Source organism: Streptomyces sp. NPDC058579, assembly GCF_042718575.1.
In the GTDB taxonomy this organism is placed as follows: Bacteria; Actinomycetota; Actinomycetes; order Streptomycetales; family Streptomycetaceae; genus Streptomyces.
The window spans coordinates 94,979-110,266 of record NZ_JBHXPI010000021.1 but is presented as its reverse complement, the minus strand read 5'-3'; the positions used below and the strand labels follow the sequence as shown (position 1 = coordinate 110,266).

Genomic DNA, 15,288 nt, shown 5'->3' with positions numbered 1-15,288 from the left:
TCTCCGCCTCCTATTTCACCTCCAACCGGAGGATCTTGTCGTCGCCGGGCCCGGGCGTGCCCCGGGTGTCCGTCTCGCTCGTCGTCAGCCACAGCCGACCGTCACCCGCCGCCAGGACCGTGCGCAGCCGGCCGTACTCCTCAACGAGGAACGCCTCGGGGTCCCCGGAGCGTTCCGCTCCGGACACCGGGATTCGCCAGAGGCGCTCGCCGCGCAGCCCAGCCATCCAGATCGCGCCATCGGTGTACGCGATGCCGCTCGGCGAGGCCTCGTCCGTTCTCCACTGGGCGACCGGGTCCACGAAGTCGGACACGTTCGCAACGCCCTCAACCTTGGGCCAGCCGTAGTTCTTCCCCGCCTCGATCAGGTTCAACTCGTCCCAGGTGTTCTGGCCGAACTCCGCCGCCCACAGCCGCCCGTCCCCGTCCCAGGCCAGGCCCTGCACATTGCGGTGGCCGATCGAATAGACCACCGAGCCCGGGAACGGATTGCCCGGCGCCGGCCTGCCCTCCGGCGTCATGCGCAGGATCTTGCCGCCCAGCGATTCCGGGTTCTGCGCGAGCCCCGTCTCCCCGCGCTCACCCGTCCCCGCGTACAGCATCCCGTCCGGGCCGAACGCGATCCGCCCGCCGTTGTGCACGTTCCCCTTCGGGATGCCCGCGAGGACCACCTCGGGCGCGCCGAGGCGGTCCCCGGCCCCGCCTCCGTACGGCATGCGGACGATGCGGTTGTCCGACTCCGCCGTGAAGTACGCGTACACCATGCCGTCCCGCACGGCGAGGCCCAGCAGCCCGCCCTCGCCGCCGGGAACCACCCCCGGCACCTCTCCGAGCGGCGTCTTTCTCCCGGTGTCCGCGTCGACCCGGGTGATCGTCCGCTCGTCGCGCGAGGCGACCAGCAGGTCACCGTCCGGCAGCGCGGCCACACCCCACGGCGACTCCAGGTCCTCGGTCAGCGTCCCGGCGACGCGCACGGAGCCAGGGGCGCCCCGCGACCCCGATTCCGAGGCGGACGAGGACGCGGACACGGTCGCGGAAGGGGAGGGAGGCGAGGCCCCTTCCCCGTCCTCGTCCGACGCGCACCCGGTCAGCAGCCCCAGAACGGCGGCGACTCCCACGGCCCCCATGGCCCCCACGGCACCCACATAAGCTCGGCCCACGGTCCCGATCCCTTCGAACGGCGATCACTACCCTTGATACACCGCTCGGCCCGATCAGGTTCCCACCCGCCGGATTCCCGCTCCCCGGATTCCTGATCCCCGGCGTCCCGCTCCCCGGCGGCGTTCCGCCCGCGCCCTCAGTCCCACGATCCGCGCGGCCGCGGCAGCCCCGCGATCTCGGCCAGGTCCCCGGCCGTCAGGGCCAGCTCCGCCGCCCGCGCGTTCTCCACCGCCCAGCGCTCCCGCTTGGCGCCCGGGATCGGCACCACGTGCGGCCCCTGCGCCAGCGCCCACGCCAGGGCGACCTGCGCCGGGGTGACGTCCTCCCCGTGCCGCGCCGCCACCCGCCGCAGCCCCGCCACCAGCGGCTGGTTCGCGGCCATCATCTCGGCCGTGAACCGCGGGTGCCGGGCCCGCGGGTCCTCCGGCTCGAAACCGCCGCCCGGGGTCAGCGTCCCGGTCAGGAACCCGTTCCCCAGCGGCATCGCGGCCAGAAACCCCACACCCCGTGCCTCGCACCAGGGCAGCAGCCGCGCCAGCGCCTCCCGCGACCACACCGACAGCTCGGCCTCCACCGCGCTGACCGGGAACACCTGCTGGACCCGCTCCAGCTGCCGGATCGTTCCCTCGAACACATCGGCCGCCGACCCGCGCCGAGTCGCCCGCGCCCCGACCGCGCAGAACCCGAGCGCCCGCACCTTGCCCGCGGACACCAGGTCAGCCATCGCGCCCCAGGTCTCCTCGATCGGGACCTCCGGGTCCGCCCGATGCAGCTGGTAGAGATCGATCACGTCCGTCTGCAGCCGCCGCAGCGAGGCGTGGCAGGCCCGGCGCACGTACCCGGGTCGCCCGTTGGCCACGATGTGCTGATCGCCCACCAGCAGGCCGCACTTCGTCGAGACGAACGCCTCCGCCCGGCGCTCCTTCAACGCCCGCCCCACCAGCAGCTCGTTGGTGAACGGTCCGTACATGTCGGCGGTGTCGAGCAGGCTCACCCCGGCGTCGAGCGCCGCGTGCACCGTGCGCAGCGACCGGTCCCCGCGCTGCTCCGAGCAGCTGTAGGCCCAGTTCATCGGCATACAGCCCAGGCCGACCGCGCCCACGTCGAGCGCCGCCGCCCCGATAGTCCTGCGCTCCACCTGCCGGTACCCCTCCCTGTGCCGTCCCCCAAAGTAACCAATGCCGGCCGGGATCCTTCGCATAGCCTCCCGGTCATGACACTCGATGAGACGACCCGTGACGTGTGGCTTCCGATTCCCGCGGACGAGATCGAAGGGCTTCCCGACCCGGGCGCGTCGGGGCTGAACTACCGCTTCTGGGACGGTGGTCCCGACTTTCCCGCCGACCCGGCGCGGTGCGCCTTCTACGTGGTGCCGTACATGAAGGGCACGGAGATCGCCGTCCGGCCGCTCGCCGAGATGAGCTCGGTCCGTGTCGTACAGACCCTGTCGGCCGGAACGGACCATGTGACGCCCGGGATCGGCTCGTTGGGTCCGGGCGTCGACCTGTGCAACGCCAGGGGCGTCCACGAGGCGAGCACCGCCGAACTCACCCTCGCCCTGATCCTCGCCTCGCTGCGCGGCATCCCCGGCTTCGTGCGCGGTCAGGACAAGGAGGAGTGGCGGGCCGGCTTCTACCCGGCGCTCGCCGACAAGTCCGTACTGATCGTGGGGTACGGATCCATCGGCGCCGCCATCGAGGACCGGCTCGCTCCGTTCGAGTGCGCGCGGGTGGTGCGCGTCGCGCGCTCCGCCCGCACCACGGAGCGCGGTCCCGTGCACCCCCTGGCGGAGCTTCCGGCCCTGTTGCCGCAGGCCGACGTGGTCGTGCTGTCCACTCCGCTCACGCCCGACACCCGGCATCTCGTCGACGCGGGCTTCCTCGCCAGGATGAAGGACGACGCCCTTCTGGTGAACGTCGCCCGAGGTCCGGTGGTGGACACCGCCGCGCTGCTCAAGGAGGTCGAGTCGGGCCGGATCACCGCGGCCCTGGACGTGACCGACCCCGAACCCCTGCCGCCGGGCCACCCGTTGTGGCACGCTCCCGGTGTTCTGGTGAGCCCCCATGTCGGCGGTTCCACTTCGGCGTTCATGCCGCGGGCCAAGCGGCTGATCGCCGCCCAGGTCACCCGCTTCGCGGCGGGGGAGCGGCCGGCCAACGTGGTGCTGACCACCTGAGCAGGCGCCCGGGCCCACGCGCCCCCTCGGTGCGCCTGTCGCGAGCCCCCGGGCCGTCACGGAGAGTACAGCGACCCTGTCCCTGAGTGACGGTCCTGGTGTATCGTCCCGAAGCGGGGGACTGCGTCGAGTACGAGCTGACGCCGGGGAGCAAAGTGACGGGTCATCAGATTCCGAGGGGGGCGACGGGTGATGTACGGCCGATGGACCGACGATCCGACGCGGCGGGGCCGCCGTCGACGACCCTCGCCCGCGACGACGACACCGGGCCGCCCTCGCACGGCGCCCGCCTCCGCGGGCCGGGCGGCACCACCGCCCTGCCCACCCAGACCGACCGGCGCGGCGCCGACGCCGACCCGGGCACCGATCGCGTTACCGGACCCGCGCGTGCCGACGACCACCGGAACACCGGCGCCGCCCCCGCACGTGACCGCGCGCACGGAAGGCCGGCGGGGGCGATGAACGCCCCCGGCGCGCTGATCGAGCGCGGTCGCGTCACGGGCGGGGGCGGCGCCGCCCCCGGGCCGGGGCTGACCCGGCCGGGACCCGCGCGCTCCGGGGTCCCCGTGATCCTCACCCAGGTCCTCCTCGGGCTCATCTGCGCGGGGTACGCGACCGGCGCCGCCCTCGGCTGGGGCTCCGAGCGACTCGCCCTGGTCATGGGCGACTTCGGCCTCAGCGCCGCAGCCCTGGCCGCCACCGTCTCCTGCTTCCTCTACGCGCGCGTGCACGAGAGCCGCTTCCGCCCCGCCTGGCTGCTCTTCGCCTTCTCCTCGGGGATGGCCGCCGCGGGGAACGCGATCTGGGGGTGGTACGAAGTCGTGCTCCGCCAGGCGGTGCCGAGCCCGTCCCTCGCCGACGTCTTCTTCCTGCTCTTCGCGCCGCCCGCGATCGTCGGCCTGCTCGTCCTCGCCAAGAAGCCCGTCACCCGGGCAGGCTGGGTCTGCCTCGCCCTCGACGCCTGGCTCATCGGCGGCTCGCTGCTCACGCTCTCCTGGAGCCTCGCCCTCGCGCACACCGCCCAGTTCGAGGGCGAGAGCGTCGCCCGGGCCGCGCTCACCCTCGCGTACCCGCTGCTTGACATCGTTCTCGTCAGCATGGTCCTGGCCCTGCACTTCCGCCGCTCGCAGCCGAACCGCTCGGCGATCAACACCGCCATCGCCGCCCTCGCCCTCACCGTGCTGTGCGACGCCCTCTTCACCTCCCCGCTGCTCCGCGAGAACTACACCTCGGGCCAGCTCCTCGACGCCGGCTGGTTCGCGGGCTCGCTGCTGCTCGCGTACGCCCCCTGGGGAGCGAGCCGTACCGCGCCCGTCGCGGGCACCGCGGCGGCGCGCGCGGCCCGCCACCACAGCCGGCCGATCGCGGGCTCGCTGGCCGCCCTCACGCCGTACCTCGCCGCCGCAGTCTGCACGCTCGGCATCCTGTACAACGTCGTCGAGGGACGCAGGGTGGACCGCGTGGTCGTCCTCACCGGCTGCACGGTCGTGCTCGCCCTGGTCGTCCGCCAGGGCATCATGCTCCTCGACAACATCGCCCTCACCCATGAACTGGCCCAGCAGGAGAACCACTTCAGGTCCCTGGTGCAGGGCTCCAGCGACGTCATCATGATCGCCGCGCCGACCGGCATACTCCGGTACGTCAGCCCCGCCGCGTCGGGGGTCTACGGGCGGGAGGCCGAGGACCTGATCGGCGAGGAACTCGCCTCGCTCATCCACCCCGAGGACCTCGGCGGGGTCGTCCACGAGGTCCGGCGCTTCCTCGCCACTCCTCCTTCGGAGGAGCCGACGACCCGGATCGAGTGCCGCTTCCGCTCCGGCCGGGGCGACTGGCTCAACGTCGAGTCCACCGTCAACCGCCACCAGGGCGGCCTCATCTTCAACAGCCGGGACGTCACCGAACGGGTCCGCCTCCAGGCCCAGTTGCAGCACAACGCGGAGCACGACCCGCTCACTGACCTGCCCAACCGTGCGCTGTTCACCCGGCGCGTCCGCAAGGCGCTGGCCGGACGCCGCGCCTCCGACCCCGGCACCGCCGTGCTCTTCATCGACCTCGACGGCTTCAAGGGCGTCAACGACCGCCTCGGCCACCAGGCCGGGGACGAACTGCTGATCCAGGCCGCCCGCCGCCTCCAGGACTCCGTACGGGCCGGGGACACCGCCGCCCGGCTCGGCGGCGACGAGTTCGCCGCGCTCATCCTCGGCGACGGCTCACGGGACCGCGTGGCCCGGGAGTGCCAGGTCCACGAGATCGCCGACCGGCTGCGCCTCACGCTCTCCCAGCCGTACCGCCTCGAGGGCGGGAACGAGGTGCGGGTCGCCGCCTCCATCGGCGTCGCCTTCGCCGAACCCGGCATCAGCGCCGGAGAGCTGCTGCGCAACGCCGACCTGGCCATGTACCGCGCCAAGGCCGCGGGCAAGGACCGGGTCGAGATGTACGCCCCGCAGATGCAGGCCGAGGTCGTGCGCAGGACCGAACTGGCCACCCGGCTGCGCACGGCGCTCGACGACGGCGAGTTCGCCCTGCTCCACCAGCCCGTCGTGGACCTCGCCACCGGCCGGATCACCGCCGTCGCCGCCCAGGCCCGCTGGCGCTCCGCGCAGGGCATCCTCTTCACCCCCGCCGAGTTCCTGCGGGTCGCCGACGACGGCGAGCGGATCGCCGAGCTCGGCCGCTGGCTCCTGGAGCACGCCGTCGAGCAGGCCGCCGAGCGGGCCGCGCTCGGCCACCGGACCCCGGTCTCCGTCCGGCTCCCCGCCCGCAGACTGCTCGACCGCTCGCTGCCCCTCGGCTCCGTCGAGGCGCTGCTGACCCGCCACGGGCTCCCCTCCGGCTCCCTGATGATCGAGCTCGCCGACAACGACCCCCGGGTCTCCTTCGACGACCTGGAGCAGCGCCTGGTGGCCCTGCGCCGGCTCGGCGTACGGATCGCCCTCGACGGCTTCGGCAGCGGCTACGCGGCGATCAACGCGCTCCGCCGCCTCCCCGTCGACGTACTGAAACTGGACAGAGGGCTCGTCGAGGGGGTGGTCGAGTCCGCCCGGCTCCGTAAGATCACGAGCGGGCTGCTCCGCATCGCCTCGGACCTCGGGCTCCAGTCCGTGGCCGACGGCGTGGACGTCCCCGAGCAGGTCCTCGCGCTGCGCGCGATGGGCTGCACCCATGGCCAGGGAATGGCGTTCTCGGGCCCGCTCGACGAGTACCGGCTGCGCCGCGCGCTCGTGCGGGAGGCGTATCCACTCCCTGGTGGGGCGGCCGTTCCGGTCGGGGAGAGGCTCCCCGCGTCCCCCGATCCGCTCAAATAATGAGACGCCTGTCCCACCCACTTGACACTGGTAGTGGGTCGGAGGGAGGGTCAGTGCCATGCGCACCCGAATTCTCGTACTTGGAAAGCGCGTCGGCTGAAGCAGGGCACTGAAGGCCCCGCTTGAACGCACCCGACGCGCTCCCCTCGCTTGCCTCCCGGCACGAGGGGTTTTTTGTTGCACCGGCTCACGCCAAACCCTGGCAAAACCCCCGCAAAGACCCTCTGCTTCGAGAAGAGAATGCTGATGACCGAGCAGGCCACCGGGCACCATCCGCAGCCGCGGACCCGTAACGGCGGACAGTCCGCCACCATCGTCGAGCACGTCACGGGTGCGCAGTCCCTCATCCGTTCTCTCGAGGAAGTGGGGGCCGACACCGTCTTCGGCATCCCGGGCGGCGCGATCCTGCCGGCCTACGACCCGATGATGGACTCGAAGAGGGTCCGCCACATCCTGGTCCGGCACGAGCAGGGCGCGGGCCACGCGGCCACCGGCTACGCCCAGGCCACCGGCAAGGTCGGCGTGTGCATGGCGACTTCGGGACCCGGCGCCACCAACCTGGTCACCCCGATCGCCGACGCCCACATGGACTCCGTCCCGCTGGTCGCGATCACCGGTCAGGTCGCCTCGAAGGCCATCGGCACGGACGCCTTCCAGGAGGCGGACATCTGCGGCATCACGATGCCCATCACCAAGCACAACTTCCTGGTCACCAAGGCCGAGGACATCCCGAAGACGATCGCCGAGGCCTTCCACATCGCCTCCACCGGCCGTCCCGGACCGGTCCTGGTCGACATCGCCAAGGACGCCCTGCAGGCGAAGACGGTCTTCAGCTGGCCGCCGCAGACCGACCTGCCCGGCTACCGCCCGGTGACCAAGCCGCACGCCAAGCAGATCCGCGAGGCCGCCAAGCTCATGGCCGCCGCCAAGCGCCCCGTCCTGTACGTCGGCGGCGGTGTCCTGAAGGCCGGTGCCACCGCCGAGCTGAAGGTCCTCGCCGAGCTCACCGGCGCCCCCGTCACCACCACCCTGATGGCGCTGGGCGCGTTCCCCGACAGCCACCCGCTGCACGTGGGAATGCCGGGCATGCACGGTGCGGTCACCGCCGTCACCGCGCTGCAGAAGGCCGACCTGATCGTCGCCCTCGGAGCCCGCTTCGACGACCGCGTCACCGGCAAGCTGGACAGCTTCGCCCCGTTCGCCAAGATCGTCCACGCCGACATCGACCCGGCCGAGATCGGCAAGAACCGCGCCGCCGACGTCCCGATCGTCGGTGACGCCCGCGAGGTCATCGCCGACCTGGTCCAGGCCGTCCAGGCCGAGGCCGGCGAGGGCAACAAGGGCGACTACACCGCCTGGTGGAGCGACCTGAACCGCTGGCGCGAGACCTACCCGCTCGGCTACGACCTGCCGGAGGACGGCAGCCTCTCGCCGCAGCAGGTCATCCAGCGCATCGGCCAGCTCGCCCCCGCCGACACCATCTACGCGGCCGGCGTCGGCCAGCACCAGATGTGGGCCGCCCACTTCATCGACTACGAGAAGCCGGCCACCTGGCTGAACTCCGGCGGCGCCGGAACGATGGGCTACGCGGTCCCTGCCGCCATGGGCGCCAAGGCCGGCATGCCGGACCGCCCGGTCTGGGCGATCGACGGCGACGGCTGCTTCCAGATGACCAACCAGGAACTGGTCACCTGTGCGCTCAACAACATCCCGATCAAGGTCGCCATCATCAACAACGGCGCCCTCGGGATGGTCCGCCAGTGGCAGACCCTCTTCTACAACCAGCGCTACTCCAGCACGGTCCTGCACGCCGACGAGACGGGCCAGGCGACCGGTTCCCAGGTCGGCGCCAGCTCGACGCCCCGCAAGGGCACCCGAGTCCCCGACTTCGTCAAGCTGTCGGAGGCCATGGGCTGTGTCGCGCTGCGCTGCGAGGACCCGGCCGACCTGGACAAGGTCATCGAAGAGGCCAACGCCATCAACGACCGCCCGGTCGTGATCGACTTCATCGTCCACGAGGACGCCCAGGTCTGGCCGATGGTCGCCGCCGGCACCTCCAACGACGAGGTCATGGCCGCCCGGGGCGTCCGCCCCGACTTCGGCGACAACGAAGACGACTGAGACCGAGACCGAGAGCCGTAGGAAGAGGAACGACGCACATGACTAGGCACACGCTCTCCGTCCTGGTGGAGAACACCCCCGGCATCCTCGCCCGGATCGCCGCGCTGTTCTCCCGGCGCGGGTTCAACATCGACTCCCTCGCCGTCGGTGTCACCGAGCACCCCGACATCTCCCGCATCACCATCGTGGTGAACGTCGAGGACCTGCCGCTCGAGCAGGTGACCAAGCAGCTCAACAAGCTGGTCAACGTCCTGAAGATCGTCGAACTCGAGCCCAGCGCCGCGATCCAGCGCGAGCTCGTCCTGGTGAAGGTCCGCGCCGACAACGAGACCCGCTCCCAGATCGTCGAGATCGTCCAGCTGTTCCGCGCCAAGACCGTGGACGTCTCGCCCGAGGCGGTCACCATCGAGGCCACCGGTTCGAGTGACAAGCTCGACGCCATGCTGAAGATGCTGGAGCAGTTCGGCATCAAGGAGCTCGTGCAGTCCGGCACGATCGCCATAGGGCGTGGTGCGCGGTCCATCACCGACCGCTCCCTGCGGGCCCTCGACCGCAGCGCCTGACCGTCGACCCCGGCCGGCCGCCGTCCACTGCGGCGGTCCGCCAGGCGAGACCCGACAACGTATCCGCCGCTCCCCGCCGTACGGTGGGACGCAACACCAGCACCTCAAGGAGATTCCCAGTGGCCGAGCTGTTCTACGACGCCGACGCCGACCTGTCCATCATCCAGGGCCGCAAGGTCGCGGTGATCGGTTACGGCAGCCAGGGGCACGCCCACGCGCTGTCGCTCCGTGACTCGGGTGTCGACGTCCGCGTCGGCCTGCACGAGGGCTCCAAGTCCAAGGCCAAGGCCGAGGAGCAGGGCCTGCGCGTGGTCACGCCCGCCGAGGCCGCGGCCGAGGCCGACGTCATCATGATCCTGATCCCGGACCCGATCCAGGCCAAGGTCTACGAGGAGTCCATCGCGCCGAACCTGAAGGACGGCAAGGCCCTCTTCTTCGCGCACGGCTTCAACGTCCGCTTCGGCTTCATCAAGCCCCCGGCCGGCGTCGACGTCGCGCTCGTCGCCCCCAAGGGCCCCGGCCACCTGGTCCGCCGTCAGTACGAGGAGGGCCGCGGCGTCCCCGCGATCGCCGCGGTCGAGCAGGACGCCACGGGCGGCGCCTTCGCCCTGGCGCTCTCGTACGCCAAGGCCATCGGCGGCACGCGTGCGGGCGTCATCAAGACGACCTTCACCGAGGAGACCGAGACCGACCTGTTCGGTGAGCAGGCCGTCCTGTGCGGTGGCGCCAGCGCCCTCGTCAAGGCGGGCTTCGAGACCCTGGTCGAGGCCGGCTACCAGCCGGAGATCGCCTACTTCGAGTGCCTGCACGAGCTGAAGCTCATCGTCGACCTCATGTACGAGGGCGGCCTGGAGAAGATGCGCTGGTCCGTCTCCGAGACCGCCGAGTGGGGCGACTACATCACCGGCCCGCGCATCATCACGGACGCCACCAAGGCCGAGATGAAGCAGGTCCTCACCGAGATCCAGGACGGCACCTTCGCCAAGAACTGGATGGACGAGTACCACGGCGGTCTGAAGAAGTACAACGAGTACAAGACCCAGGACGAGAAGCACCTCCTGGAGACCACCGGCAAGGAGCTGCGCAAGCTCATGAGCTGGGTGAACGACGAGGAGGCGTAAGCCTTCGGGCGCGGGCCGGACACACTGTCCGGCCCGCTCCACTTCGTTGGACAGGCCGTCCAACCACGGACGGGTGATCCTGCCAACGAGGCGCATGGATCGCGCCAATGCACCACTACACTGCTCAACAACATTCGCGTTCAGGCCCACAGCGTCGTGCGCTTTCACGCGGCAAGCCCCCTCCACCGCCTGCGGCCGTCGGGACGGCCGTCCGCACTGGATCTGTGAGGACTCACGTGAGCTCGAAACCCGTCGTACTCATCGCTGAAGAGCTGTCGCCCGCCACCGTCGACGCACTGGGCCCGGACTTCGAGATCCGGCACTGCAACGGCGCGGACCGCGCCGAGCTGATCCCCGCCGTCGCCGACGTGGACGCGATCCTGGTCCGCTCCGCGACCAAGGTCGACGCCGAGGCCATCGCCGCAGCCAAGAAGCTGCGCGTCGTCGCCCGTGCCGGTGTCGGCCTGGACAACGTCGACGTCTCCTCCGCCACCAAGGCGGGCGTGATGGTCGTGAACGCCCCGACCTCCAACATCGTCACCGCCGCCGAGCTCGCCTGCGGCCTCCTCGTCGCCACCGCGCGCAACATCCCGCAGGCCAACACCGCGCTGAAGAACGGCGAATGGCAGCGGTCGAAGTACACGGGCGTCGAGCTCAGCGAGAAGACCCTCGGCGTCGTCGGCCTCGGCCGGATCGGCGTCCTGGTCGCCCAGCGGATGTCCGCGTTCGGCATGAAGATCGTCGCGTACGACCCCTACGTGCAGCCGGCCCGCGCCGCCCAGATGGGGGTGAAGCTGCTGACCCTGGACGAGCTCCTCGAGGTCGCCGACTTCATCACCGTCCACCTGCCGAAGACGCCCGAGACCCTCGGTCTCATCGGCGACGAGGCGCTGCACAAGGTCAAGCCGTCCGTCCGGATCGTCAACGCCGCGCGCGGCGGCATCGTCGACGAGGCGGCGCTGTACACCGCCCTCAAGGAGGGCCGGGTCGCGGGCGCGGGCCTCGACGTGTACGCGAAGGAGCCCTGCGTGGACTCCCCGCTCTTCGAGCTCGACCAGGTCGTCTGCACCCCGCACCTCGGCGCGTCCACGGACGAGGCGCAGGAGAAGGCCGGTATCGCGGTCGCCCGCTCCGTGCGGCTCGCGCTCGCCGGTGAGCTGGTCCCGGACGCGGTCAACGTCCAGGGCGGTGTCATCGCCGAGGACGTCAAGCCGGGTCTGCCGCTCGCCGAGAAGCTCGGCCGGATCTTCACCGCGCTCGCGGGCGAGGTCGCGGCGCGGCTCGACGTCGAGGTGTACGGCGAGATCACCCAGCACGACGTGAAGGTGCTCGAACTCTCCGCGCTCAAGGGCGTGTTCGAGGACGTCGTCGACGAGACCGTGTCGTACGTCAACGCCCCGCTGTTCGCGCAGGAGCGCGGTGTCGAGGTCCGGCTCACGACCTCCAGCGAGTCCCCGGACCACCGCAACGTGGTCACGGTGCGCGGCACGCTCTCCAGCGGCGAGGAGGTCGCGGTCTCCGGCACGCTGGCCGGCCCCAAGCACCTCCAGAAGATCGTCGCCGTCGGCGACTACGACGTGGACGTGGCGCTCGCCGACCACATGGTGGTGCTGCGCTACGAGGACCGCCCGGGTGTCGTCGGCACCGTCGGCCGCATCCTCGGCGAGGCCGGTCTGAACATCGCGGGCATGCAGGTGGCGCGCGCGGAGGAGGGCGGCGAGGCCCTCGTCGTGCTCACCGTGGACGACACGGTTCCGGCCGCGGTGCTCGCGGAGATCGCGGAGGAGATCGGCGCGGCCTCGGCCCGCTCGGTCAACCTGGTCTGATCCCGGGCTCCCGCCTCCGAAGTGCCCGTACCCGGCCACTAGACAACCGTCTTACACGGTTGTCTAGTGGCCGGGTACAGTGCTGTCATGGGACACAAGGAAGACCTGCTCGAAGGCGCCAAGAGCTGCCTCCTGGAGAAGGGGTACGCCCGCACCACGGCCCGCGACATCGTCGCCGCCTCGGGCACCAACCTCGCCTCGATCGGCTACCACTACGGCTCCAAGGACGCTCTGCTCCAGCAGGCGTTCCTCGCGCTGACCGAGGAGTGGGGCGAGCGGGTCAGCCCCGGGGGCGGCGAGGAGGAGCGGGCGGCGCTGCCGGCCGACCCGTACGCACGCTTCCACGCGGTCTGGGCGCAGGTCATCGAGGCCGCCGACGCCAGCCGCCCGGTCTGGAAGCTCCAGACGGAGGTCGTCACCCGCCTCGACGACGACGAGAAGCTCCGCGAGGCCATCAAGGAGCCCCAGCGCGAGGGCCGGCTCGGCATGGCGGAGTCCCTCCTCGGCATCGACCCCGAGGCGGACCCGGAGAAGGCCCGGGTGGCGGGGCTGCTGTGCCAGGCCCTCGCGACCGGCGTGATGATCCAGTGGATGGTGGACCGCGAGACGGCGCCGACGGCGGACGACCTGACGGCCGGGCTCAAGGTGCTGATGGGGGAGCAATAGCGCCGGATTCAGGCGGAGTCGGCGCCGCGACTCAGCGCCAGGGGATGTTCCGCCACGGGCTGCCCTCGTGCTCCGTCAGGACGCGGTGGGCGGCCACGTTCTGTTCGTGGAACCGGCCGTACTCCTCCCCGTCGAAGCGCAGCACCCGCCCCAGCGCGTACCCGGTCGAGTACTCCTGCCAGGAACCGTAGGCCGACCGGGCGAGGGCCCCCGCGTGGACGATCGCCTGCTCGGCCTCCGGGGGCGCGCAGAAGCGGGCCGAGAGGCCCCAGCGCGCCAGGTTCACCGCCCGGCCGTAGTCGTACGCGACCGTCTTGCCCACCCGCCCGTCCGGCGGGAGCAGCCCGTCGGCCCGGAACCGGGCCTCGTACCTGAGGATGCGGCGTACCAGCTCCTCGATGTGGCGCACCGTCACCGGGCTCGCGCCCAGGTCCTGGGCGTGCCCGGCGGCCGTCTCGCGCCACTCGTCCGGCGAAGGGACCGCGCCGCGGGCGGCCCGCAGCTGCTCGCGGACCCGGAGGGCGAAGTCCGGTTCCGGCGGGCTGTTGCGCCCGTCGAGCAGCGCGTCCAACTCCTTGCGCCAGCCGTCGTGGTCGGTGATGTCCCACGAGTCGCGGAGCGTTTCGAGCTCGTCCGAGTACCCCGTGTAGGCCGAGCCGACGTCGTTCCACGGGACGCCGTTGCCGAACGCCAGATGCGTGCCGCAGGCGAGGCCGAAGGCGAGCGGGCCGTGCAGGGGGCCGTGCCGCAGGGCGACGAACCGGTCGCCCGAACCCCGCTCCTTCTCGGCGTACACCCGCAGCCACCCCGCGCGGTGCTCGGGCGTGGTGGGCAGCAGCAACTGGCCGGGGGTGCCGCCGTTGACCGAGAGGAGAACCCGGGGGTCGCGCCAGGTGAACTCGGCGACCCAGCGCAGGGTGACCTGGTGGAACACCCACTCCGGATGCCAGGGCGGCAGCATCCCGCGCGTCAGGACCGGCCGGACGACGAGACCCTTGGCCGCCTGCTGGGGGCGCCACCAGACGGTGTCCGGGTCGGCGTCCACCTCGGCCTTGGGGGCGGCGATGAAGAGCTCGGCCCCGGCCAGGACACGGAGCTGTCCCGCGAAGTCGCCGCGCTGCCCCGCCTCGTACAGCAGCTGCTCGGTCTCGGACGGCGGGATCCAGGGGGCGCTCTGGGGAGCGGGCGGGCGGCGAGGGCTCATGACCACGGGATGTTCCGGTAGGGGCTCGACGCGTCCTGCGTGAGCGTGCGGTGGAGGGTGAGGGATTCCTGGTACATCGGCTCGGGGTCGCCCTCGTCGAAGTGGATCAGCCGGGCCAGCACGTAGCCGAGCGAGAACTCCTCCCAGGAGCCGTACGCCCGCCGGGCGGCTTCGAGGACGCTCAGGACGGACTGCTCCGCCTCCTGCGGGTCGCAGTAGCGGGCGCCGAGGGCAAGGCGTACGACGTTCACGGCGCGGCCGTGGTCGAAGGCGGCGAGGGTGTCGACCCGGCCGCCCGGCGGGAGGAGGCCGTCGACGCGGAACCGCCCTTCGTAGTGGGTGATCCGGCGCAGGAACTCCACTGCCTCGGCCCGGTCCTCCCCGTAGGGGTCGTCCCGCTCGAAGGTCTCGGTGACCGCCGCCGACCACTGCTCGTCGGTGGGCGCGACGCCGAGCCGCGCCGTGAGGCGGCGCCGGACCCCGAGGACGGCCTCGGGGACCCGGCCGACGAGCCGGGTGGCGATCAGGGTCCGCAGCTTGTCCCGGAAGTCCGCGCGGTGGTGGACGGCCCAGGGTCTGCGCAGCCGGGCGACGTCGGTGGCGTAGTCCTCGTACTGGGCGCCGAGCGCGTTCCACACCAGGCCGTTGAGGACGGCGAGGTGCGCACCGAGGGCGAGGGCGTGGGCGACAGGCCCGTGCAGGTGCTCGCCCGCGTGGGTGAGCAGGCGCAGCCGCGCGGGTCCGCCGCCGTGGGAGTCGGCCTCCTGCCAGGCCCGCCGGTCGGCGGCCCGGGCCGGCAGGGCGGCTGCGAACGGGGTGTCCGGGTTGACCGCGAGCCACCACCGGTCGTTCGGCCAGGCGGCGGCGAGCTTGCCGATCGTCGTCTGCTTGAACACCCACTCCGGGTGCCACGGCGGCAGCATGCCCTCGGTCAGCACCGGTACGACGGTGCGCCGGGCGGCCTTGTCGCGGCGGCTGGGGAGCGGCGGGGTGTGGCCGGGCACGTCGGCGTGCAGCCGGGGGAGGAGTACGTACAGGCGAGTCCGCCCGAGGGCGGCCAGGACGGCCGCCCGGTCTCCGCGCTCACCGGCCTCGTACAGCAGTTGCTCGGTGTGCGTCGGCGGTGCCCAAGTCCCCGTGGTCATG

At 71.9% G+C, this 15,288-nt stretch carries 10 protein-coding genes and 1 pseudogene; 7 read left to right on the top strand and 4 right to left on the bottom strand.

Going from position 1 to position 15,288, the window contains the following annotated elements:
• Positions 1–10 precede the first annotated feature (10 nt).
• Both ACFWRO_RS23000 and ACFWRO_RS22995 read right to left on the bottom strand, forming a co-directional pair.
• Positions 11–1,126, bottom strand: coding sequence for a PQQ-dependent sugar dehydrogenase (locus ACFWRO_RS23000; protein ID WP_384512925.1), 1,116 nt, complete (start codon positions 1,124–1,126; stop codon positions 11–13).
• Between the two features lie 170 nt (positions 1,127–1,296).
• Positions 1,297–2,298 carry an aldo/keto reductase gene (locus ACFWRO_RS22995; protein ID WP_384512924.1) on the bottom strand — a complete coding sequence of 334 codons (1,002 nt, stop codon included), beginning with the start codon at positions 2,296–2,298 and terminating at the stop codon, positions 1,297–1,299.
• Positions 2,299–2,373: 75 nt separating this feature from the next.
• Between ACFWRO_RS22995 and ACFWRO_RS22990 the strand changes: the two genes are divergently transcribed.
• The 7 genes and pseudogenes from ACFWRO_RS22990 to ACFWRO_RS22960 all read left to right on the top strand — a co-directional run bounded on the left by ACFWRO_RS22990 (position 2,374) and on the right by ACFWRO_RS22960 (position 12,938).
• Positions 2,374–3,336, top strand: a complete 963-nt coding sequence (locus ACFWRO_RS22990; protein ID WP_384512923.1) for a 2-hydroxyacid dehydrogenase — start codon at positions 2,374–2,376, stop codon at positions 3,334–3,336.
• A 458-nt stretch (positions 3,337–3,794) separates the two neighbouring features.
• A pseudogene (locus ACFWRO_RS22985) lies at positions 3,795–6,666 on the top strand (putative bifunctional diguanylate cyclase/phosphodiesterase).
• Positions 6,667–6,887: 221 nt separating this feature from the next.
• Complete coding sequence (locus ACFWRO_RS22980; protein WP_384512922.1) at positions 6,888–8,762, top strand: acetolactate synthase large subunit; 1,875 nt, start codon at positions 6,888–6,890, stop codon at positions 8,760–8,762.
• 38 nt (positions 8,763–8,800) lie between these two features.
• Positions 8,801–9,325: an acetolactate synthase small subunit gene (gene ilvN / locus ACFWRO_RS22975; protein WP_215065241.1), complete on the top strand. Its 525-nt coding sequence runs from the start codon at positions 8,801–8,803 to the stop codon at positions 9,323–9,325.
• A gap of 119 nt (positions 9,326–9,444) precedes the next feature.
• On the top strand, positions 9,445–10,446 hold the full coding sequence (ilvC, locus tag ACFWRO_RS22970; RefSeq protein WP_384512921.1) for a ketol-acid reductoisomerase: 1,002 nt from the start codon (positions 9,445–9,447) through the stop codon (positions 10,444–10,446).
• Between the two features lie 236 nt (positions 10,447–10,682).
• Entirely contained in the window at positions 10,683–12,272 is a 1,590-nt protein-coding gene (gene serA / locus ACFWRO_RS22965) for a phosphoglycerate dehydrogenase (protein WP_384512920.1), read from the top strand.
• A gap of 87 nt (positions 12,273–12,359) precedes the next feature.
• On the top strand, positions 12,360–12,938 hold the full coding sequence (locus ACFWRO_RS22960) for a TetR/AcrR family transcriptional regulator (RefSeq protein WP_384512919.1): 579 nt from the start codon (positions 12,360–12,362) through the stop codon (positions 12,936–12,938).
• A 31-nt stretch (positions 12,939–12,969) separates the two neighbouring features.
• Here the strand turns inward: ACFWRO_RS22960 and ACFWRO_RS22955 are convergent, their stop codons facing one another.
• Together ACFWRO_RS22955 and ACFWRO_RS22950 are read right to left on the bottom strand one after the other, a co-directional pair.
• A complete protein-coding gene (locus ACFWRO_RS22955) occupies positions 12,970–14,142 on the bottom strand; it encodes a DUF1266 domain-containing protein (protein ID WP_384512918.1) in 1,173 nt (390 codons plus the stop codon).
• Complete coding sequence (locus ACFWRO_RS22950) at positions 14,139–15,287, bottom strand: DUF1266 domain-containing protein (RefSeq protein WP_384512917.1); 1,149 nt, start codon at positions 15,285–15,287, stop codon at positions 14,139–14,141. Before ACFWRO_RS22950 ends, ACFWRO_RS22955 begins: the two co-directional genes overlap by 4 nt.
• Position 15,288: the final 1 nt, after the last annotated feature.

Bases quoted from the DNA above. Each gene is read 5' to 3' on its own strand.
- ACFWRO_RS22990 (WP_384512923.1), top strand. From the start codon at position 2,374: ATGACACTCGATGAGACGACCCGTGACGTGTGGCTTCCGATTCCCGCG.
- ACFWRO_RS22960 (WP_384512919.1), top strand. From the start codon at position 12,360: ATGGGACACAAGGAAGACCTGCTCGAAGGCGCCAAGAGCTGCCTCCTG.
- ACFWRO_RS22950 (WP_384512917.1), bottom strand. From the start codon at position 15,287: ATGACCACGGGGACTTGGGCACCGCCGACGCACACCGAGCAACTGCTG.
- ACFWRO_RS23000 (WP_384512925.1), bottom strand. From the start codon at position 1,126: ATGGGGGCCGTGGGAGTCGCCGCCGTTCTGGGGCTGCTGACCGGGTGC.
- ACFWRO_RS22955 (WP_384512918.1), bottom strand. From the start codon at position 14,142: ATGAGCCCTCGCCGCCCGCCCGCTCCCCAGAGCGCCCCCTGGATCCCG.
- ilvN (WP_215065241.1), top strand. From the start codon at position 8,801: ATGACTAGGCACACGCTCTCCGTCCTGGTGGAGAACACCCCCGGCATC.
- ACFWRO_RS22980 (WP_384512922.1), top strand. From the start codon at position 6,888: ATGACCGAGCAGGCCACCGGGCACCATCCGCAGCCGCGGACCCGTAAC.